The organism is Rhizobium nepotum 39/7 (genome assembly GCF_000949865.1).
GTDB classification, from domain to species: Bacteria; Pseudomonadota; Alphaproteobacteria; order Rhizobiales; family Rhizobiaceae; genus Agrobacterium; species Agrobacterium nepotum.
The window spans coordinates 69520-89928 of sequence record NZ_JWJH01000005.1; the positions used below are offsets into that span (position 1 = coordinate 69520).

The following is a 20409-nucleotide window of genomic DNA, read 5'->3' on the forward strand; positions in this document are numbered from 1 at the left end:
TTTGGAGATTTTCGCATGCCCGGATGTTATTCGCAACTGACCCTCGCCGATCGGCGTCGACTTCATAGGCTTGTTGAGCGAAAAGTGCCGATCAACGAGATGGCACGCCAACTCGGTCGTCACCGCTCGACAATTTATCGGGAGATCCGTCGCAACACGTTCCGTGATCACGAACTCCCCGAGTACAGCGGCTATTTTCCCGTCATTGCCGACGAGATCACGCGTGAACGTCGGCGCCGGTTAAGAAAACTGCGGCGACACCCGAACCTGCGCAAGGAGGTCATCAAAAAACTGGAAGCACGCTGGTCGCCCGAGCAGATTGCCGGACGCCTGTTATCGGAGGGGTTAAGCCTTGTGCGTGTGTGTGCCGAGACCATCTACCGGTTTATCTACAGCAAGGAAGACTATGCGCTCGGCTTGTATCAATATCTGCCGGAAGCGCGTCGAAGACGCCGCCCGCTTCACTCCAGAAAGCCGCGCAACGGGGCATTTCCCGCCAGTCACCGCATCTCCCAAAGGCCTGATTTTATTGGAAACAGATCGCAATTCGGGCATTGGGAGGGCGACCTCATCGTCTTCGAGCGTCCGTTTGGACATGCCAATGTCACATCACTCGTCGAGCGCAAAAGCCGGTACACCGTTCTGATCAAAAACCCCAGCCGACACTCGCGGCCGATCATGGACAAGATCATCCGTGCATTCTCGTCCCTGCCCGCATTCGCGCGTCAGAGCTTCACCTTTGATCGGGGCACGGAGTTTGCTGCATTCCGGGCTCTGGAAGATGGTATTGGTGCGCGCAGCTGGTTCTGCGATCCCAGTGCGCCCTGGCAGAAAGGTGCGGTGGAAAACACAAACAAGCGCATTCGCCGTTACCTGCCCTCCAATACAGACCTCAGCCAGATGTCACAGGCAACACTCAATCAGGTTGCACGCATCCTCAACGACCAGCCCAGAAAGTGCCTCGGCTACAGGACGCCTGCCGAGGTGTTCATGGAACATTTGCAGGAAAATGCATGATCCCCTACCCTGAAATACAGGCATGATGCACTTGGGGTAGGATGTCCACCGCAACATTAAAGATATGGGTCGCGCCCAACACTTCCGTTTAAACCGGGTGCGCACTAGTAAAGCGTCCGCTGGTAGTCTTTCTCCAGATCGTCGTCCATTTTCCGCATCTCATCCCTGTTGCTGGGTGCGCCTGTCGTTTCATCCAGAATAATCTTGATAAGTGACGGCATCTCGGAGCGATCCTGAAAATGATCCGGGCTCCATAAATGAGACCGCCGAAATGCCTTGGCGCAATGCATGAAAACCTCGCTCACTCTGACGACTATCGCCAGTTTCGGAGCGCGGTCATTGATGCTCATGCTTTTCAGGAGTTCAGGGTCGGTTGCCAACGCCGCCTGCCCGTTCACGCGCAATGTATCGTCGAACCCCGGTATGACGAACAACAATCCGACGTTCGGATTGGCAATGATATTGGTCAACGTATCCAGCCGATTATTGCCCGGTCGATCCGGGATCGCGAGTGTGTGTTCATCAAGAACCTTGACGAACCCCGCAGGGTCGCCACGAGGGCTGACATCGGCGCGTCCTTTCCCATTCTGGGTTCCGATGCACAGGAATGGTGAGCGCCTGATGAACTCCCGCGCGTGCTCGCCAATTGTGTCCTGACACTTCAATATCGCGAGAGAATGGGTCGCCTCGAACAACCCTCGAAGCGACGGCTCATCCGTTATGGCGAATTCTGGATTGAGTTCGAATGCCGTCATCATACCCCACCTTTTTCACGTTGCGCCGTTGTTCCCATCAGCTTTTCCAGACGGAACGGCCCGGCTGTTGCGGACCCGCCGAATGGCTGTTTTATTGGCTTTTCAGTGCCTTTCACGAATCTGATGTACGTACCTCATAAATATCGATATCGCACATTTCCATTCCGATCAAGGCGTGGAGCACGCACTGGGGGGGTTCGCGTTCGCGGTTACGGACGCTTCATGAAGGCGGTGCGTGTCACCGGGGTCGATCGGGAGCGGCTATGGACGCCTTCTACGGCGGGTAATTCTCCGTAGAAATATCGCAAGGGTCTGCACATTCAGGCCCTCGCCACTCAGCGACGCTCAGCCGCCCGAAGCGGCCTTGAAAACCGCCAGTTGGTCGGCAAAGGCGCGTTTATAGGCGGGACGCGCCTCACCGCGGGCCACATAGGCTGAAAGGTTCGGATATTCGTCGAGGATGCCCGAACTTTTTATCCTTTGCAGCACCGATATCATCAGGAGGTCACCGGCACTGAACGCGCCGTCGAGCCAGTCGGCGTCACCGAGGCTGCGGGAGAGTTCGCCGAGCCGCTTGCGGATGCGTTCGTCGAGCATCGTGAGGCGTTCATCATACCAGCTTTTGTCGCCTTCCACATATCGGGCAATCGAGCGGTCGACGATCGGCGGTTCCACGGTGCTGAGCGCGGCGAACATCCATGTTATCGCCCGCGCCCGCGCATTCGCATCCCCCGGCAAAAGGCCGGCATGGCGCTCCGCGATGTGGAAAACGATCGCACCGGACTCGAACAGGACAAGGTCGCCCTCTTCATAGGTCGGAATCTGCCCGAATGGCTGAAGCGCCAGATGCTCGGGTTCCCTCATCGCCTTGAAGGAGAGAAGACGAACATCGTAGGGTTGCCCCACTTCCTCCAGTGCCCAGCGCACGCGCGTGTCGCGGGCCAGACCCTTGCCGCCATCGGGCGAGCGTTCAAAAGCGGTAATTGTGATCGTCATTGCCGTTCTCCATCGCGTCTGTTTGGAGATTGTTGGCTCGCGGGTGCTCGAGCGTCGTTAGCGTTTTGCGCCAGCCGGGAAAGCCATCTTGGCCTGTTTCTGGCCAATCCGGCAGGGGCCGCTGTGTCAGGATAGATGCTTGACCGAACGAAAACAATCCTCGTGCGTTTCCGAGACAGGTCATTGGCGTCCGCTTTTAGGCTCCATATGAACCGGGCGGAGACGGGCGGCACGCCCTGCCCGTTTCGATTTTTTGCCGTGAAAAAGCTGGCCATTTCGCGCGAAAACTCTAAGCTCCAACGCCGGAAACGGATTGCCAGAACCTTCAGGATTTCAATTCAAATCATTAGGGAGAAACCAACAAATGAGCCTTCGTATCAACGACATAGCGCCCGATTTCACCGCCGAAACCACGCATGGTCCGGTGAGCTTTCACGACTGGGTCGGCGACGGCTGGGCGGTTCTGTTTTCGCATCCGAAAAATTTCACGCCGGTCTGCACCACCGAGCTTGGCGCGATGGGCGGCCTGCAGCCGGAATTCGAAAAACGTGGTGTCAAGATCATCGGCATCTCCGTCGATCCGGTCGAAAGCCATGAAAAATGGAAAAACGACATCCGCACCGCGACCGGCTTTAACGTCGATTATCCGCTGATCGGCGACAAGGATCTGAAAGTGGCGAAGCTCTACGACATGCTGCCAGCGGGCGCTGGTGAGAGTTCCGAAGGCCGCACCCCCGCCGACAACGCCACTGTGCGCTCCGTCTTCGTCATCGGTCCTGACAAGAAGATCAAGCTGGTCCTCACCTACCCGATGACGACCGGCCGCAACTTCGAGGAAATTCTTCGCGCGATCGACTCCATCCAGCTGACCTCGAAACATCAGGTGGCGACACCGGCCAACTGGAAACAGGGCGAGGACGTGATCATCACCGCCGCCGTCTCGAACGAGGACGCCATCGCCCGCTTCGGCTCTTACGATACTGTCCTTCCCTATCTGCGCAAGACGAGGCAGCCCGGCTGATTTGAAACGGATAAAAAAGGGGCGATGAGCCATCATCGTCCCCATTCGATCCTCCTGACGGTAGCAATTATGGCTTTATCAGGCCACCATTATAATCGAGCCGATATGTCTCGACACCGTCACGATAAATCCGCTCGACGCCGGTAAAAGACTGGAATTCGCCCTCATTGGTATCGACATAGATCATGTCCTCGACCTCGCGAGTGAAGCCGCCGAGAAACCGCCCTTCCCTGTAAAGCGTGGAGAGCGAGTGCTGGATCACCCTGCCCGCCACGGTGCCATCAATTGACGCAGGGCGAATGATGCGGCCGTAATAATTCATGGCCCATAGCGGAATACCCTGATGCCAGACAACCTCCTGGCCGATGAAATCGGTTCCGCCGAAATAACTGTCGATATAATGCCAGTCGCCGTTCCGATAGGCCAGGTCGTGCGAGCCGAGGCGAGTGGGTGTCGCCGATTTGTCACCGCCGCCCACATAGGTGGCGGATTTGGCCTGCACGATGAATTCTTCCAGCATCGCAAATCTCCCTCACCGAGAACATAAAGCGAACATATTCAAATTGCGCGGCAGTCGCAAGTGCGTTCTCGGCCCGGCTTCATGCCATAATTTCACAGATGGCGGGCTTGGTAATCGCTGCTTTTGCCCTTACAAGCGTGGCAGAAATGATCCTCGAAGAGTACCCATGTCGCAGAACCCGCAAATCTATGTCGATGCCGACGCCTGCCCCGTGAAACCGGAGATACTCAAGGTGGCGGAACGGCATGGGCTGGAGGTGACCTTCGTTGCCAATTCCGGCTTGCGCCCGTCGCGCGATCCGATGGTGAAGAACGTCATCGTATCGGCCGGTTTCGATGCGGCTGACGACTGGATTGCCGAGCGTGCCGGCGAAAACGACATTGTCATCACCGCCGATGTGCCGTTGGCCGGGCGTTGCGTCGCCAAGGGCGCACTGGTGACCGGGCCGACGGGCCGTGTTTTCGACCAGACCAATATCGGCATGGCGACTGCGATGCGCGATCTTGGCGCGCATCTGCGCGAAACCGGCGAAAGCAAGGGATATAATGCGGCCTTTTCACCGCGCGATCGCTCCGCCTTTCTGGAGACGCTTGACCGTTTCTGCCGCCGTGTCAAAAAATGACGGCGCAAATAGAAAGACGCGATCCATGACCCCGGCCAAACCGCAAAGCAATGCCTATCGTCGCCATAAGCCCTTCCTCGTCGCTTTTCTCGTCAGCGCTTTCGGCCTCGGTCTGGCGCTGGTTTTCGCGCGATCGATTGCCATCGAAATCGCAGCTGTCCTGTTTTTTCTGACCTATCTCGTACTGGTGGCATTTCGGCTTCCCAAACTGACGGCGCAACACCTGAGGGCGCATGCCGACAGCGACGACCTGCCGGCAATAGCCATCATCGCCATTACGCTGCTTGCCGTTGGCGTTGCCGTCGTTTCGCTGTTCCAGGCACTTAACCATTCCGGCGAAACGGTCTGGACCCTGCTCATCGCCTTCGGCTCCGTGATCTTCGGATGGCTGACGATCCACACCATGACGGCATTGCATTACGCCCATCTTTACTGGCGTCCCGAAACCGTTGATGGCAAGCGCCAGCACCGCGGCGGCATGGATTTTCCGGCGACGAAAGAGCCTTGCGGTTATGATTTCCTCTATTTCGCCGTGGTGATCGGCATGACGGCGCAGACATCGGATGTGGCCGTGACCACGACCGCCATGCGCAAGGTCACGTTGCTGCACTCCATCGTCTCTTTCTTCTTCAACACGGTTCTGGTGGCGGCGGCAGTCAACGCTGCGGTCGCGCTTGCGGGCTGAACCGAAAAACTCTTCATAAGGAATGGCTTGATGAACATCATTTCGCAGAATACGGCCTTTGGCGGCATGCAGGGCGTATTTTCGCACCCGTCCGAAACCCTGAACTGCGAGATGACCTTTGCGGTCTATGTGCCGCCGAAGGCGATCAGCGAGCCCTGCCCGGTTGTCTGGTATCTCTCCGGCCTCACCTGCACCCACGCCAATGTCATGGAAAAAGGCGAATATCGCCGCATGGCGTCCGAACTGGGGCTGATCGTCGTCTGCCCGGATACCAGCCCGCGTGGCAATGACGTGCCCGACGAGCTGACCAACTGGCAGATGGGCAAGGGCGCCGGCTTTTATCTCGACGCCACGCAGGAGCCTTGGTCGGAGCACTACCACATGTACAGCTACGTGACGGAAGAGTTGCCCGCCTTCATCGGCCAGCATTTCCGTGCGGATATGAGCCGTCAGGGCATTTTCGGTCACTCTATGGGCGGCCATGGCGCGATGACGATCGCTTTGAAGAACCCGGATCGCTTCAAGAGCTGCTCCGCCTTCGCCCCGATCGTCGCCCCCTCCTCCGCAGACTGGTCCGAACCGGCGCTGGAAAAATATCTCGGTACGGACCGGGCCGCATGGCGTCAATACGACGCCTGCGCGCTGGTCGAAGACGGCGCCCGTTTTCCCGAATTCCTGATCGATCAGGGCAAGGCCGACAACTTCCTCGAAAAAGGCCTGCGCCCCTGGCTGTTCGAAGAAGCGGTCAAGGGCACGGATATCGGCCTGACGCTGCGCATGCACGAGCGCTACGACCATTCCTATTATTTTATTTCCAGCTTCATGGACGACCATCTGAAGTGGCATGCCGAGCGGCTTGGCTGAGGGTCGCGACAGGCGGCGTTGTTCACGGAAACAATGCCGTCGCCAGCGTCGTCGAGCCGGGCCGGCTGAGCCTGAATTCGCGGATGACACGTTCCGCGACACCGTAAGCGAGATCCTGCTCGATTGACCGATTGTCGAAACTCACCACCGTGGCCGTGAATTTCGCCTCGGCGATCACTTCGCCCGTTGCCACGGCGGCGGCGCGCACGATCACACGGGCCGATGCCCGTTCTCCGAACAGGAAGGGTCCGCGTGTGACGGAAGCGAGGCGAATTGTCAGCACCACGCGTGGTCTGATTTCGCCGCGTGCAGTCGTCTTGATCGCGTTCTGCAACTGCGCGTGAATGGATTGCATCAGTGCCGGCGCGACATCCGGTCGGGCCGCAACGAATGCGCCGCGCACATCGTAAAGCAGCCGGTCGGCATTGGTCGCTTCCGGTTCCAGCCTGAAAGACATGAGCGTGAAAGACGCCAGCACAACGATGCCAAGGCGCTTCAGCGTGGTGATCATGATCTGCGGCTCCCCTTACGTGAGGTAGCCGCATATTCGGTCATCAGGGTTAAAAAAGCGTCAAGAAGCGCTCTTCAACGCCTCCAGAACGTTGAGTGCCGCACGCATGTCGACAAGCCTGAGGGCGCGGCGCTCCAGCGCCTCCTCATCTTCGCCCCATTGTTCGGCGGTCCAGTCCTCATCGAGATGCGCGAGCGCCCAGGTTTCTTCCAGCGTCTGCTGCCCTTCCGCCAGCGCCAGCGACAGGATGGCGGAGCCGGTCAGGGACGTCATGGTGTGCAGGGCGGCGAGCGCTATCGGCGTATCGTATTTCCTGAGCGTCACGGCGAAGGCCGCAACGGCCTCCCGTGGCTGCTCGCGATGCATCACGCCTTCGACGAGGATGAAGCGGGCGCCGAGAACATTGGCCGCCCAGTCAAGCACCGGGTCCCAATGGTCCGTCTGACGCTGAACCAGCGCGGATGGGTCGCCAGCGCGGTAGCACAGGAGATCGGAGGAGGAAAAACGGAGGATGTCCTCGAAAACCGCCTGGGTGTCGTCGGCGATGCCATCGATGGCGGTGTTCACATGCCGTGACACGGGCATGACGACCGGGTTCACCACTTCCTTCTGCGCATCCCATTCGTCGCGAAGCAGGTCCGCGAGCGCCTTGGATGGCAGGACAAGCGGCTTCTTGGCGGGCGTGCGCAGCGGCTTGCCATCGAGATGGATGGTGAAGCCGCCGTCTTCCACGTCAGCAACGGTGACGTCCTTGTAGAAGCGCTTCGGCAAAGGCCTCTGCATCTGGAGTTGCGCGCGAATGATCGGATCGGGATGGCTGAGGCCTTCCGAAAGGTCGTTCAGGAGATCACGCATGGCACGTCCTCATCAGTCGGATAGAAAGGGTCATTCGAGAATATCGGCGGGAACATAGGCCGGAATTTCGCGAGGGTGGCTGACGACCGCATCGGCGCCGGCCTTCCAGAGATCATCGACCGAGGCGTACCCCCACGCGACACCGATGGCCTTTGCGCCGGCCGCTTTCGCCATCTGCATGTCATAGATCGCATCGCCGATGACGACAGTGTCAGCCGGAACCATGCCGGTTTCATGGCAGCATTCCATCACCATGGCCGGATGCGGCTTGGATGGGCAATCATCCGCCGTGCGTGACACGATGAAATGCTCGGCAAAACCATGCGTTTCGAGAATATGGGTCAGTCCGCGACGGCCCTTGCCGGTGACCGCGCCGATCAGCACATCGTCCCGCTTCGCCAGAGTGTCGATCAGCGGCGCGATGCCGTCGAAAAGCGGCTCGATCATGCCCGGCCGGGCGCGGATCGGGTGATAGATTTCCCGGTAACGCTCCGTCATCGCGCGCGCCTCGTCATCCACATGCGCCTTGCCGAGCATGCGGGCGATGGCGATATCGAGTGTGAGGCCAATGATCGCCTTGGTCTCTGAAATGTCAGGCCGGGGCTTTCCGAAATCGACGAATGTATCGGCCATGACGGCATGGATCAGGCCGGCACTATCCACCAGCGTGCCGTCGCAATCAAAAAGAACGAGTTTCATCGGCTATCAGCCTTCCCTGTCGCCATCGGCCACGTCGAGACCGAGCAGGTTCCAAGTCTGCACCATATGCGGCGACAAGGGCGCGCTGACGCGAAGCCGTCCGCCATTCGGGTGAGGAATGTCGATATGGCGGGCATGCAGGTGCAGGCGTTTCTGTACGCCGCCCGGAAAATCCCAGTTCGGATCGTCGATGTAATATTTCGGATCGCCGATGATCGGGTGCCCTATATGCAGCGCGTGAACGCGAAGCTGGTGGGTACGGCCGGTATAAGGCTCCATCTCCAGCCAGGCGAGGTTCTGCGCGGCGGTATCGATGACACGGTAATAGGAAACGGCGTGATCGGCCCCCTCCTCGCCGTGCTTGGCGATACGCATGCGGTCGCCGTCGGGCGTCTGCTCCTTGACCAGCCAGGTGGAAATCTTGTCCTGATGCTTGCGCGGCACGCCGCGAACCAGCGCCCAGTAGGTCTTCTTGGTATCGCGCTCGCGGAAAGCGGCCGTCAGCTTCTGCGCAGCACCACGGGTGCGGGCAACCACCAGCACGCCGGATGTGTCACGGTCCAGGCGGTGCACCAGACGCGGCTTTTCACCCTTCGGGCTGGTCCATGCTTCCAGAAGCCCGTCAATGTGACGGTTGATGCCGGAACCGCCCTGCACGGCAATGCCGGCCGGCTTGTTGAACACTAAAACCTTGTCGTCCTCATGCAGCAGCATTCGGGCCAGAAGCTCGCTGTCTGCCGAATGTTTGAGGTCCTTCGATCCGATAGGGCCGCTTTTGACCTTGAGGTCGGAATCGACCGGCGGTACGCGCACCATCTGTCCCGGCTGCACCCGCGCATCCGTCTTCACCCGGCCGCCGTCTACACGCACCTGTCCGGAGCGCAGCAGCTTTTGCAGCTGCCCGAACCCCAGACCCGGATAGTGAATTTTGAACCAGCGATCGAGGCGCATACCGGCCTCGTCGGCCTCGACCTTGATATGCTCGATACCTGCCATGAAATTTCCAGTCTCTCTGTCTTGATCGCACGCCCTTTATCTCTGGCGCGCCGTTTGGATCAAGCCTTTAGAACAAACTGCGGCCCAAGGCCAGCCCGGCGAAAACCGCCGCGATGGAAACCAACAGACTTGCCATGATGTAAACGGCCGAAAGGCCGAGCGCACCGCGTTCGAAAAGCGAGACCGCATCGAGCGAGAAGGACGAAAATGTGGTGAAGCCGCCGAGCACGCCGGTAACCAGAAACAGGCGCATTTCCATGGACGCGTTCAGCCTTCTGGCCACAAGTTCGACGAGGAGACCGATCAGGAAAGATCCGACCACATTGACCGCAAGCGTTCCCCACGGAAAACTCGGCCCGGCAAGCCTCACGCTCCAGACGCCGACCAGATAACGGAACACGGAACCGATTGCGCCGCCTGTGGCGACAAGAGCGATATTCACCATTTGGGGATTGTCTCCGGAGGAAATTGTCGGACCGGGCTGTCCGGTGCATTTCTAGACCATAGCAATCGCCGGCGAAACCCCTTTGCCCGGAGCTTTCATCCATTAAAATACGGTTAAATTGCAAGCCCGCGATTTAGCCTTCCGACAAGGCGCGGCTGTTAATCTCCAGCTTTTACGGGGTCGGCGAAGAAGGCCGGAGGTTGGATGACACAGGTTCTTTCCGTTTCAGCAAATACAGCGGCCTATGCGCTGGAGGCTGTGAAACCGTCGCAGCGCGTGCCGCGCAAGACCGAGGTCGAAGAGGCCATTCACGCATTGGCGCGCAAGGCCGAACAGGGCGACGATTTCCAGCTCAAAGGCTTTATGACGGCGATCAAACCGCCGGCCTTGACGCTCTATTTCCTGACCACCGCCAGCCAGCGTCAGGAACCGCAGGCGACGCTCGAGCAGGCTGTGGAGGCTTACGAGGAGAATGGGGCCGAAACTCGTTCTAAAAATAATGTTTTAGATCAAATCGATATTTAGATATTCTAATTTCGTTTCTGAGGTATGGGACGAACCGGCCTCCGGCGTTCAGGCTGCTGTCAGCCTGATTTTATAGATATTGTCGACCGAAGACCGGAAAAATCGCGGAAGCGATCTCTCTCACGCCTTTTCCGCCACGGCGCTGAAAACAATACAATAGACGAAAAGCTTGCGGCTACCGGACCTGTCACGCGTCCCGGTAGCCGTTTTTCGTGGATCAATTATGCTGGTGGTCGCCGCCCTTGGCTGAGCCTGCGGAAAGCACGATCTCCACCTTGCCGGCCTTTTCAAAGACCAGCGTCACCGGCACCTTATCGCCTTCGGCAAAGGGCTTCTTCACGTTGAAGAACATCATGTGCAGGCCGCCGGGCTTCAGCTCCACCGTCTGACCGGCGGGAATGACGATGCCGTCATCCAGCTTGCGCATTTTCATGACGTCGTTGACCATCGCCATTTCGTGAATTTCGGCACGGCCGGCGGCGGAGGATTCGATACCGATCAGCCTGTCGTCGCTGGAACCGGTATTTTTGATCGTCACATAACCGCCGCCTACGGGCTGGCCGGGCAACATGGCCTTGGTTGCGCCAGCGGAAAGCTCGAGGCTGTCAGCCTTCACGACATCCGTGTCCATATCCATGTCCATGGCGGAATGATCATGCCCGCCGGCATGGGCCTTGGCGGCGACACGGATCGTCGGAGCCGGGCTTTTCAGCGAATGCGGATCGACGCCCGCTGCCGCCACCTCATCCCAGGAAACCTTGCCCTTGTCGCCGCAAAGCTGCGTTACCTTGAAAGGCAGGTCTTGCCCCGCCTCCACGCCGGTGATTTTTCCCTGTACGGCAAAGGTGTCGTAAAATTCGTCCGGCAGGTCGCCGCCCTTCCAGCGGATTTCGACTGGCCCGCTTTCGATCTCCTGCCCGTGGTTCTTGTAGGACTTCTGGTACTCGCCCTTGATGATTTCCAGTTCCCAGCCAGCCTTTGGCTGCGGCTTGGCGGAAATGAAACCTTCCGGCAGCTTGATCTGGACTTCGGTGGTGGCAAGCCCGCCGTCGCAGCCATGCGGCACCTGGAGTGCGGCAACGATGGTGCTGTCCTGTTCGGCAGAACCATCAACGAAGGTTGCATGGGCGAAGGCCTGCGCCGTTGAGACGGAGGCGATGAACAGGGTGCAGGTGATGATTTTGGTGGTTTTCATTTGTCTTGTCCTTGCGACTGCGGCCCATGGGCATTGCAGCCGTTGCGTACCGCCAGCCGGCGGCGATGATCCTGTGAAGCGAAGAGATCAGGCGGACAGGGAGGGCGGGCCGCGTGCGGACGGTTTGCGGATCGTCAGGACCGAGAGAAAATTCCACTCTGCGGACAAGCGATTGTCGAGCCACGCGAATTCGTTCCTCAGCCAGCTCGTTGCATCGGGCGCAGGCAAAAGAATGGACGACGCCAGCAGGCAGGCCTCGCAGAACAGGATCGCGTCACTCGAATGAGCGGGACCATCCTTGGCGTGCGAGGCATCAACGCCGCCGCTGTGGCCGAGGCAGATCTCGGCAAACGTGCCGTCCGGCAGCCGGTAGCTCTCATCGAGAGCAACGGCAGGCGCCGCAGCGAGCGCGGGCTTGTGGGCGAAACCAAGCGACAACATCAGCATCGCGCAGAAAATGCGAAGCATCTTCTCCACCCCTGTCAGCCGTCGTTTTCGGTTTGCGTCCATACTCAGGCGATACCCCTCTTTCTTGCCGATTTCAAAGGGGAAATTTGCCGCAGGCCCAACCTCTGACTTGGAACAATCGTCGGAGCGCAGCATTTCCTGTCGGTAAGATCATTTCGGAAGGAGAACCGACATGCCAGCCAAATCGAAAGCCCAGCAGAAAGCGGCGGGCGCGGCGCTGGCCGCCAAACGCGGCGAAATGAAGAAATCCAGTTTACAAGGTGCTTCAAAAAGCATGGAGAAGTCTATGACAGAAAAGGAACTTGAGGATTTCGCCTCGACAAAACGGAAGGGTTTGCCGGAGAAAAAATCTGACTAACGGCGCGCGGCATCGAGTATCTTCGCCACATACCGTACCCGCGATGGCGCAGATGGAGCAAAAATCTGTTCAGATGCGTCATTTGGTCCTTGCCAATAATGGCCCTTCGAAGATAATGAGCGTCGCATCATCGTTGGGAGAAACCGCTTCAATGCGGTGCCGAAGGAGCAACCGCCCCGGAAACTCTCAGGCAAAAGGACCAGCGGTGACGACGGAACTCTGGAGAGAAGCCACCTTTCATAAGGACGGCTCGCCGAAGGGATAACAATCTCAGGCGACAAGGACAGAGGGGGCTCTTGAACCCGGCGCGTTTTCCGCGTCATGACCTGAGCCCGCGCGTTTCTTCGCGCAACCCTGGAGGCGTCCTTGGACGATACCGCCGAGCTTAAAATCACGCCGCTCCATTCCCTGCATCTTTCGCTTGGCGCCCGCATGGTGCCATTTGCCGGTTACGACATGCCGGTGCAATATCCGGCCGGCGTGCTGAAGGAACATCTTCAGACCCGCACCTCCGCCGGTCTTTTCGACGTGTCCCACATGGGTCAGGTGATCCTCAAGGCGAAATCCGGCAACAATGCCGACGCCGCAAGTGCGCTGGAAAAGCTGGTGCCGGTCGATATTCTCGGCCTCAAGGAAGGTCGCCAGCGTTACGGTTTCTTCACCGATGAAAACGGCTGCATTCTCGACGACCTGATGATCACCAATCGCGGCGATCATCTTTTCGTCGTCGTCAATGCTTCCTGCAAGCACGCCGATGTCGCGCATATGAAGGCGCATCTTTCCGACGCTTGCGAGATCACCCTTCTAGACGACCGCGCGCTGATCGCACTTCAGGGACCGCGCGCGGAAGCGGTTCTGGCGGAACTATGGGCCGGCGTGTCCGACATGAAATTCATGGATGTGCTGGAAGTGCCGCTGCACGACGTTCCCTGCATCGTTTCCCGCTCCGGTTATTCCGGTGAGGACGGTTTTGAAATCTCCGTACCGGCCGACAAGGCGCAGGAGATCGCCAAGGCCCTGCTCGAACATCCCGATTGTGAGCCTATCGGTCTCGGCGCGCGCGACAGCCTGCGTCTGGAAGCAGGCCTTTGTCTTTATGGCAACGATATCGACACCACGACCTCCCCCATCGAAGCGTCGCTCGAATGGGCGATCCAGAAGGCACGTCGCGCCGATGGTGATCGCGAAGGCGGTTTTCCGGGTGCCGAGCGCATTCTGCGCGAACTGAAAGACGGCACATCGCGCCGCCGTGTCGGCCTGAAGCCCGAGGGCAAGGCGCCGGTGCGTGGCCATTCCAAGCTTTTTGCGGATGCCGAGGGCAAGACGGAAATCGGCGAAGTGACCTCCGGCGGCTTCGGCCCTTCGGTCGAAGGTCCCGTCGCCATGGGTTACGTGCCAGCGGCCTACACGGCTCCCGGCACGGCGATCTTTGCGGAAGTGCGCGGCAAATATCTGCCCGTCACCGTCGCTGCCCTGCCCTTCATCAAGCCCACCTACAAGCGGTGATCCATTATGGTCGAGCCAGCCGCCACCCCCCTCTGCCCTGCCGGGCATCTCCCCCTCAAGGAGGGAGATCGGCAAGAGGCTCTTACACTGCTCCATTCTCAAGCACCGAGATGGGCGAAACTTAGCCGCAGGTCGATCTCCCCCCTTGAGGGGGAGATGCCCGGCAGGGCAGAGGGGGGTACCCCTCGCCGACGCCCAATCAACCAATCACCAATTACCTTCCTCGAAAGGACGTCCCCATGCTGAAATTTACCGCAGAACACGAATGGCTGAAGTTCGAAGGCGATATTGCCACCGTCGGCATTACCAGCCACGCCGCTGAACAGCTTGGCGACCTCGTCTTCGTCGAATTGCCGGAAGTGGGCGCCACCTTCTTCAAGGATGGCGATGCCGCAACCGTTGAATCCGTCAAGGCGGCGTCCGATGTCTATTGTCCGCTGGATGGCGAAGTGGTGGAAATCAACCAGGCGATCGTCGACGATCCCTCGCTGGTCAATTCCGATCCGCAGGGCGCCGGCTGGTTCTTCAAGCTGAAGCTTTCCAACGTCGCGGATGCCGATACGCTGCTCGACGAGGCAGCCTACAAGGAGCTGATCGCGTAATGACGACGCCCACGGAATTCCACTTCACCGACTATCAGCCCTATGATTTCGCCAACCGGCGACACATCGGGCCGTCGCCGTCGGAAATGGCGGAGATGCTGAAGGTCATCGGCTACAAGAGCCTCGATGCCCTGATCGACGCCACCGTTCCCTCCTCCATCCGCCAGAAGGTGCCGCTGACCTGGGGTGCCGCGCTGACCGAACGCGAGGCGCTGGATCGTCTGCGTGAAACGGCCAACAAAAACCTGGTGCTGACCTCGCTGATCGGTCAGGGCTATTACGGCACGATCACGCCGCCGGTCATCCAGCGCAACATTCTGGAAAACCCGGCCTGGTACACGGCCTACACGCCTTACCAGCCAGAAATCAGCCAGGGCCGTCTGGAAGCCCTCCTGAACTACCAGACCATGGTCTGCGACCTGACCGGCCTCGATGTCGCCAACGCATCGCTGCTCGATGAAGCGACGGCGGCTGCGGAAGCCATGGCCATGTGCCAGCGCGTCGCCAAATCCAAGGCCACCGCCTTCTTCGTCGACGCCAATTGCCACCCGCAGACCATCGCGCTGATCGAGACCCGTGCGGCCCCGCTCGGCTGGAAGGTGATCGTCGGCAATCCCTTCACCGATCTCGATCCGGTCGACGTGTTCGGCGCGATCTTCCAGTATCCGGGCACCCACGGCCATGTCAGCGATTTCTCGGGCCTGATCTCCCGCCTGCACCAGACCGGCGCCATCGCTGCCGTGGCCGCCGATCTTCTGGCGCTGACGCTGTTGAAATCACCCGGCGAAATGGGCGCGGATATCGCCATCGGCACCTCGCAGCGTTTCGGCGTTCCTGTCGGTTACGGCGGTCCGCATGCGGCCTATATGTCGGTCAAGGATGCGCACAAGCGCTCCATGCCCGGTCGTCTGGTCGGCGTCTCGGTCGATGCGCGCGGCAATCGCGCCTATCGCCTGTCGTTGCAGACCCGTGAGCAGCATATCCGCCGTGAAAAGGCCACCTCCAACATCTGCACGGCGCAGGTGCTGCTCGCCGTCATGGCCTCGATGTACGGTGTCTTCCACGGCCCGCAGGGCATCAAGGCGATTGCCCAGCAGACCCACCAGAAAGCCGTGCTGATGGCCAAGGGTCTGGAAAAACTCGGTTACACCATCGAGCCGGAAACCTTCTTCGATACGATCACCGTCGAAGTCGGCCATATGCAGGGCGTCATCCTGCGCGCGGCTGTTGCGGAAGGCGTGAACCTGCGCAAGGTCGGTGCGACCAAGATCGGCATGAGCCTTGACGAGCGCACCCGCCCGGCGACGCTTGAAGCCGTCTGGCGCGCGTTCGGCGGTAATTTCCCGATCTCGGATTTCGAGCCGGAATATCGCCTGCCGAAGGAATTGCTGCGCACCAGCCAGTACATGACGCATCCCATCTTCCACATGAACCGTGCCGAAAGCGAGATGACCCGTTACATCCGCCGTCTTTCGGACCGTGATCTGGCGCTCGACCGCTCGATGATCCCGCTCGGTTCCTGCACCATGAAACTGAACGCAACTGCGGAAATGCTGCCGATCACCTGGCCGGAATTTTCCGATATCCATCCCTTCGTGCCGGCCAATCAGGCGCTCGGCTACAAGGAGATGATCGATGATCTCTCGGAAAAGCTGTGCTCGGTCACCGGTTACGACGCGTTCTCCATGCAGCCGAATTCCGGCGCGCAAGGGGAATATGCGGGACTTCTGACCATCCGCAACTATCATATCGCCAATGGCGGCACACATCGTGACGTCTGCCTCATTCCAACCTCGGCGCATGGCACCAACCCTGCCTCCGCGCAGATGGTCGGCATGAAAGTGGTGCCGGTGAAGGTGCGGGATAATGGTGACATCGATCTCGACGATTTCCGTGCAAAAGCAGAACAGTACGCGGAAAACCTCTCGTGCTGCATGATCACCTATCCGTCCACCCACGGCGTATTCGAGGAGACGGTTCGCGAGATCTGCGAGATCACCCATAAACACGGCGGACAGGTCTATCTTGATGGCGCCAACATGAACGCCATGGTCGGCCTTTCCCGCCCCGGTGATATCGGTTCCGACGTTTCGCACCTCAACCTGCACAAGACCTTCTGCATTCCGCATGGCGGCGGCGGTCCGGGCATGGGGCCGATCGGCGTCAAGGCGCATCTTGCTGCCTATCTTCCAGGCCATCCGACGACGGACGGTCGTGAGGGTGCGGTTTCGGCCGCCCCCTTCGGCTCGCCTTCTATCCTGCCGATCTCCTGGAGCTATTGCCTGATGATGGGCGGCGAAGGGCTGACGCAGGCGACCAAGGTTGCGATCCTCAACGCCAACTATATCGCCGAACGGCTGAAGGGCGCTTACGACGTGCTCTACAAGTCCGAGACGGGACGCGTGGCGCATGAGTGCATCATCGATACCCGGCCGCTGGCGGATAGCTGCGGCGTGACGGTGGACGATGTCGCCAAGCGCCTCGTCGACTGCGGTTTCCACGCACCGACCATGAGCTGGCCGGTGGCCGGCACGCTGATGATCGAGCCGACGGAATCCGAGACCAAGGCGGAACTCGACCGTTTCTGCGATGCCATGCTGGCGATCCGCGAAGAAGCCCGCGACATCGAGGAAGGCCGGGCGGACAAGACCAACAATCCGCTGAAGAACGCGCCGCACACAGTGGAAGATCTCGTCGGCGAGTGGGATCGTCCTTATAGCCGCGAACAGGGCTGCTTTCCGCCGGGCGCCTTCCGCATCGACAAATACTGGTCGCCCGTCAACCGCATCGACAACGTCTATGGCGACCGCAACCTCATCTGCACCTGCCCCCCGATGGAGGCTTACGCCGAAGCGGCCGAGTAAACCGTCAGTGCAAACAAACATACGAAGGCCCGGAGCGATCCGGGCCTTTTCTATTGCGGAAATGACTGAGGGACCTGGCCGGGCTTTCTTGCTGCCGGGGGCTTGCGTTTTTTCGGTCCCGCTTGTCTAACTTGGGGAAGAGGCGGAGAATGTGCGGATGCAAGGTGACGAAATTGCTGTCCTGATCGGGCGTGTTGCGCTCGGGGACCGCTCCGCATTCGCCGCGCTCTATCAGGCAACCAGCCCGAAACTTTTTGCGATCTGCATCCGTATCTTGAAAGACCGGGCGGATGCGGAAGAGGCGTTGCAGGAAATCTATGTCAGGATCTGGCAGAGAGCGCATTCCTTCGCAAGCCGCTCGGGGCATGCCTTGGCCTGGCTCGCCACCGTTGCCCGAAACCATTGTATCGACCTCGTCCGGGCGCGAAGGCCCGTGAGCGATGACATCGATACCGTGTTGGACCTTGCAGACCAATCGACTCCCGATCCGGAAATGCAAATCGCGATGCGCGATGAAGGCCGGCGAATCGATAGATGCATGGAGGAGTTGCGGCCGGATCAGGCTACTGCGGTGCGGCGAGCCTATGTGGAGGGTTTGAGTTATGCGGAACTTGCGCAGGAGATGAATGCGCCGCTCAACACGGTGCGGACATGGCTTCGCCGCAGCCTGCTGAAACTGAGAGAGTGCATGGAACGATGACATCGGGCGAACATAGTCGTGGCAACACTCCGCAGGATGAAGTTCTTGCGGCTGAATACGTGCTTGGCCTTCTTTCGCTGGAAAAGCGTCGAGCGGTCGAAAAGCGCATGACGGACGATGTTGACTTTCAGCGCCTCGTGGATCGGTGGCAGATCGATACCGCAGCGTTCAATGATGCTTATGGCGAAGTCCCGCCCGATGCCTCGGTATTCAGCCGTATCGAAAACCGCCTGTTCGCCGCCCGCCCCGATGCTGCGGCCGGTTCGTTCTGGCAGTCGCTCGTTTTCTGGCGCAGCGTCTCGCTTGTCTCGTCGCTTGCGGCTGTCGTCGCCATAGCCTTTGCATCAGGTCTGCTTGCGCCGGATGGCCGGCGTGCGACGCCACTCGTTGCCAACCTCACCGCGCCCGGCAACTTGATCGATCTCGTGGCATCCTACGATGCATCGAGCGGACGCCTGAAGATCACACCTGTTGCAGCAGACAGCGGCGAACGCCGATCACTAGAACTGTGGCTGGTGCCACCGGCGGGCAACCCGAAATCGCTCGGGACGATCAATGCGGCGGTTGACGCCGACATGGTCATTTCGCCCGAGATACGGGGTACACTCGGCGAAGGCTCCGTATTTGCCGTTAGCCTCGAACCATTCGGCGGTTCTCCTACCGGCCTTCCCACCGGCCCGATTGTTGCCTCGGGTACTGCGCGCCGCCTGTAACAAGAACGCAGTTAATCCTATTTAAAATCAGTTATTTATCAGTTTTTCGGGCTTGCCTGAAACTTCTCGGGACCAACCTCCGTCTCTTGTGTTGCTACGGATGACCGATAGCGGCCGCTGGAAGGGCTACCTTTCGGGGTCTGGATGTCACCAAGGAGGAATAACGATGCACAAGGTTTCCGTTCGCGCCCTGACGCTGGCCGCAGCTCTTTCCATCGGCATGGTTTCCGCTTATGCCGCAAACCCCAAGGTTGGCGGCGCCGCGATGTTCGAGAACAAAAACATCGTTGAAAATGCGATGAACTCGAAAGACCACACGACACTCGTCGCAGCGGTGAAGGCCGCCGGTCTTGTCGAAACGCTTCAAGGCAAAGGTCCGTTCACGGTGTTCGCGCCGACAAATGAGGCTTTCGCGGCCCTTCCCAAGGGTGCAGTCGACGATCTTCTGAAGCCGGAAAATAAGCAGAAGCTGGCCAAGGTGCTGACCTGCCACGTGGTTGCCGTCAATGCGCTGTCAACCGCCATCGAAAAGATGATCAAGGACGACAAGGGCGAGCATGACGTGAAAACGGTCGGCGGCTGCGTGCTCAAGGCCAAGGAAAGCATGGGCAAAATCACCTTGACGGACGAGAATGGTACGGTTGCTCATGTCACCATCGCCGACGTCAAGCAATCCAATGGCGTCATTCATGTCATCGACAAGGTGTTGTTGCCGAAGATGTAATTTAGCGCTGCATGACACGAAACGGGCCAGCAGCAGGCTGGCCGTTTTGATGAAAAGGCAGACTACTGGCAGATACGAAGGCCCGGAGCGATCCGGGCCTTTTTTCGTTACGGCAACGGAGTTTTTCGACCGTTGGAATTGCATATGATTGATCGTCAATCGTTCGCTGAAAAGCCGATGCGGCTCGCATCATTCGGGCAAGATCCTGCCCGGACTTGTCTACCTGATGGCGGTGGCTTGCGACCAGACGACCATCCAGTGACCATCGCGATGCTCATAGGTGTCGGTATGCCAGTAGTCACTGAGGGGAACGTGGTGCCCGCCGAAGATGACTTCAAGCTGAGCGCGATATCGAATAATTGCGACCCCGTCGTATAGGCGCACCGCAATCTCGGCTGGTTCCCACGTCCGGTACTTGATTTGCCCCGAGGCTACCGCGCCCAGATAGTCTTCCTTTGAAAGAGCGGTGCCGATTGGCGTTATCAACTGAAAGTCTGGAGCATGAAACAGTCGCGCCTGATCGATATCGGCGCTGACCAGGGCGCGAAGTCTGGCGCGTTCCGTTTCACGCAGGAGGTCGGCTTCGCGGGTCAGCGAGGATGCGTCGACGTTCGGGATTGTCATAGGTGTTCTCCATTTGATAGCGACGCTATGCGGATTGCCGACGGGCTGCACCAATCCCAGGACGCACCATGGCGATCTCCAAAATTAGACACTTAGACTGTTCTAGTCCAGTAGTCTCTTTTGACACTATGGATTTGAAGTGTC

At 59.2% G+C, this 20409-nt stretch carries 24 protein-coding genes and 1 riboswitch; of the genes, 13 read left to right on the plus strand and 11 right to left on the minus strand.

Annotation, left to right across the window (positions count from 1 at the left end; genetic code table 11):
- The first annotated feature begins 15 nt into the window (after positions 1 to 15).
- Positions 16 to 1017 (plus strand): IS30 family transposase, encoded by a 1002-nt coding sequence (locus RS75_RS06275; protein ID WP_045018461.1) that lies wholly within the window; start codon positions 16 to 18, stop codon positions 1015 to 1017.
- A 104-nt stretch (positions 1018 to 1121) separates the two neighbouring features.
- Here the strand turns inward: RS75_RS06275 and RS75_RS06280 are convergent, their stop codons facing one another.
- Both RS75_RS06280 and RS75_RS06285 read right to left on the minus strand, forming a co-directional pair.
- Positions 1122 to 1772, minus strand: a complete 651-nt coding sequence (locus RS75_RS06280) for a pyridoxamine 5'-phosphate oxidase family protein (RefSeq protein ID WP_045018784.1) — start codon at positions 1770 to 1772, stop codon at positions 1122 to 1124.
- Between the two features lie 345 nt (positions 1773 to 2117).
- On the minus strand, positions 2118 to 2768 hold the full coding sequence (locus tag RS75_RS06285; protein ID WP_045018462.1) for a glutathione S-transferase family protein: 651 nt from the start codon (positions 2766 to 2768) through the stop codon (positions 2118 to 2120).
- 364 nt (positions 2769 to 3132) lie between these two features.
- Here RS75_RS06285 and RS75_RS06290 point away from each other — a divergent pair, with 364 nt between their 5' ends.
- On the plus strand, positions 3133 to 3789 hold the full coding sequence (locus RS75_RS06290) for a peroxiredoxin (RefSeq protein WP_045018463.1): 657 nt from the start codon (positions 3133 to 3135) through the stop codon (positions 3787 to 3789).
- Between the two features lie 67 nt (positions 3790 to 3856).
- Here the strand turns inward: RS75_RS06290 and RS75_RS06295 are convergent, their stop codons facing one another.
- Entirely contained in the window at positions 3857 to 4309 is a 453-nt protein-coding gene (locus tag RS75_RS06295; RefSeq protein WP_045018464.1) for a DUF5680 domain-containing protein, read from the minus strand.
- A 166-nt stretch (positions 4310 to 4475) separates the two neighbouring features.
- Here RS75_RS06295 and RS75_RS06300 point away from each other — a divergent pair, with 166 nt between their 5' ends.
- Genes RS75_RS06300 through fghA form a run of 3 tightly spaced genes read left to right on the plus strand, consistent with a single transcriptional unit; the run spans position 4476 to position 6480 of the window.
- Complete coding sequence (locus tag RS75_RS06300; RefSeq protein ID WP_045018465.1) at positions 4476 to 4931, plus strand: YaiI/YqxD family protein; 456 nt, start codon at positions 4476 to 4478, stop codon at positions 4929 to 4931.
- Between the two features lie 25 nt (positions 4932 to 4956).
- Positions 4957 to 5616 (plus strand): DUF1345 domain-containing protein, encoded by a 660-nt coding sequence (locus RS75_RS06305; RefSeq protein ID WP_045018466.1) that lies wholly within the window; start codon positions 4957 to 4959, stop codon positions 5614 to 5616.
- Between the two features lie 30 nt (positions 5617 to 5646).
- Positions 5647 to 6480, plus strand: coding sequence for an S-formylglutathione hydrolase (gene fghA / locus RS75_RS06310; RefSeq protein ID WP_045018467.1), 834 nt, complete (start codon positions 5647 to 5649; stop codon positions 6478 to 6480).
- Positions 6481 to 6502: 22 nt separating this feature from the next.
- On the opposite strand, the gene RS75_RS06315 is transcribed toward fghA, so the two are convergent.
- The 5 genes from RS75_RS06315 to crcB all read right to left on the minus strand — a co-directional run bounded on the left by RS75_RS06315 (position 6503) and on the right by crcB (position 9986).
- Positions 6503 to 6991, minus strand: coding sequence for a hypothetical protein (locus tag RS75_RS06315; protein ID WP_045018468.1), 489 nt, complete (start codon positions 6989 to 6991; stop codon positions 6503 to 6505).
- A 60-nt stretch (positions 6992 to 7051) separates the two neighbouring features.
- Complete coding sequence (locus RS75_RS06320; protein ID WP_045018469.1) at positions 7052 to 7846, minus strand: ATP12 family chaperone protein; 795 nt, start codon at positions 7844 to 7846, stop codon at positions 7052 to 7054.
- 30 nt (positions 7847 to 7876) lie between these two features.
- Positions 7877 to 8545 (minus strand): HAD family hydrolase, encoded by a 669-nt coding sequence (locus RS75_RS06325; RefSeq protein ID WP_045018470.1) that lies wholly within the window; start codon positions 8543 to 8545, stop codon positions 7877 to 7879.
- A 6-nt stretch (positions 8546 to 8551) separates the two neighbouring features.
- Positions 8552 to 9541, minus strand: a complete 990-nt coding sequence (locus tag RS75_RS06330) for an RluA family pseudouridine synthase (RefSeq protein ID WP_045018471.1) — start codon at positions 9539 to 9541, stop codon at positions 8552 to 8554.
- A 67-nt stretch (positions 9542 to 9608) separates the two neighbouring features.
- Entirely contained in the window at positions 9609 to 9986 is a 378-nt protein-coding gene (gene crcB / locus RS75_RS06335; RefSeq protein ID WP_045018472.1) for a fluoride efflux transporter CrcB, read from the minus strand.
- A gap of 204 nt (positions 9987 to 10190) precedes the next feature.
- Between crcB and RS75_RS06340 the strand changes: the two genes are divergently transcribed.
- Positions 10191 to 10511 carry a hypothetical protein gene (locus RS75_RS06340; RefSeq protein ID WP_045018473.1) on the plus strand — a complete coding sequence of 107 codons (321 nt, stop codon included), beginning with the start codon at positions 10191 to 10193 and terminating at the stop codon, positions 10509 to 10511.
- 217 nt (positions 10512 to 10728) lie between these two features.
- Here the strand turns inward: RS75_RS06340 and RS75_RS06345 are convergent, their stop codons facing one another.
- Both RS75_RS06345 and RS75_RS06350 read right to left on the minus strand, forming a co-directional pair.
- Positions 10729 to 11706: a copper chaperone PCu(A)C gene (locus RS75_RS06345; RefSeq protein ID WP_045018475.1), complete on the minus strand. Its 978-nt coding sequence runs from the start codon at positions 11704 to 11706 to the stop codon at positions 10729 to 10731.
- Between the two features lie 87 nt (positions 11707 to 11793).
- The gene (locus RS75_RS06350; protein WP_084686524.1) at positions 11794 to 12174 is read right to left on the minus strand and encodes a hypothetical protein; all 381 of its coding nucleotides are present in this window, start codon (positions 12172 to 12174) and stop codon (positions 11794 to 11796) included.
- A gap of 172 nt (positions 12175 to 12346) precedes the next feature.
- Between RS75_RS06350 and RS75_RS06355 the strand changes: the two genes are divergently transcribed.
- From RS75_RS06355 to RS75_RS06385, 7 genes are all read left to right on the plus strand, one after another.
- A complete protein-coding gene (locus RS75_RS06355) occupies positions 12347 to 12532 on the plus strand; it encodes a DUF3008 family protein (protein ID WP_045018479.1) in 186 nt (61 codons plus the stop codon).
- A 124-nt stretch (positions 12533 to 12656) separates the two neighbouring features.
- Positions 12657 to 12744: riboswitch (glycine riboswitch) on the plus strand.
- Between the two features lie 154 nt (positions 12745 to 12898).
- The gene (gcvT, locus tag RS75_RS06360) at positions 12899 to 14038 is read left to right on the plus strand and encodes a glycine cleavage system aminomethyltransferase GcvT (RefSeq protein ID WP_045018481.1); all 1140 of its coding nucleotides are present in this window, start codon (positions 12899 to 12901) and stop codon (positions 14036 to 14038) included.
- Between the two features lie 239 nt (positions 14039 to 14277).
- The gene (gene gcvH, locus RS75_RS06365) at positions 14278 to 14640 is read left to right on the plus strand and encodes a glycine cleavage system protein GcvH (protein ID WP_045018482.1); all 363 of its coding nucleotides are present in this window, start codon (positions 14278 to 14280) and stop codon (positions 14638 to 14640) included.
- The gene (gcvP, locus tag RS75_RS06370; RefSeq protein ID WP_045018484.1) at positions 14640 to 17504 is read left to right on the plus strand and encodes an aminomethyl-transferring glycine dehydrogenase; all 2865 of its coding nucleotides are present in this window, start codon (positions 14640 to 14642) and stop codon (positions 17502 to 17504) included. The genes gcvH and gcvP overlap by 1 nt, the downstream gene beginning before the upstream one ends.
- Before the next feature lie 157 nt (positions 17505 to 17661).
- The gene (locus RS75_RS06375; protein ID WP_045018486.1) at positions 17662 to 18204 is read left to right on the plus strand and encodes a sigma-70 family RNA polymerase sigma factor; all 543 of its coding nucleotides are present in this window, start codon (positions 17662 to 17664) and stop codon (positions 18202 to 18204) included.
- The gene (locus RS75_RS06380; protein ID WP_045018489.1) at positions 18201 to 18917 is read left to right on the plus strand and encodes an anti-sigma factor; all 717 of its coding nucleotides are present in this window, start codon (positions 18201 to 18203) and stop codon (positions 18915 to 18917) included. The genes RS75_RS06375 and RS75_RS06380 overlap by 4 nt, the downstream gene beginning before the upstream one ends.
- 166 nt (positions 18918 to 19083) lie before the next feature.
- Entirely contained in the window at positions 19084 to 19641 is a 558-nt protein-coding gene (locus RS75_RS06385) for a fasciclin domain-containing protein (protein WP_045018491.1), read from the plus strand.
- Positions 19642 to 19860: 219 nt separating this feature from the next.
- On the opposite strand, the gene RS75_RS06390 is transcribed toward RS75_RS06385, so the two are convergent.
- Positions 19861 to 20265: a nuclear transport factor 2 family protein gene (locus RS75_RS06390; RefSeq protein WP_045018493.1), complete on the minus strand. Its 405-nt coding sequence runs from the start codon at positions 20263 to 20265 to the stop codon at positions 19861 to 19863.
- Between the last annotated feature and the right edge of the window lie 144 nt (positions 20266 to 20409).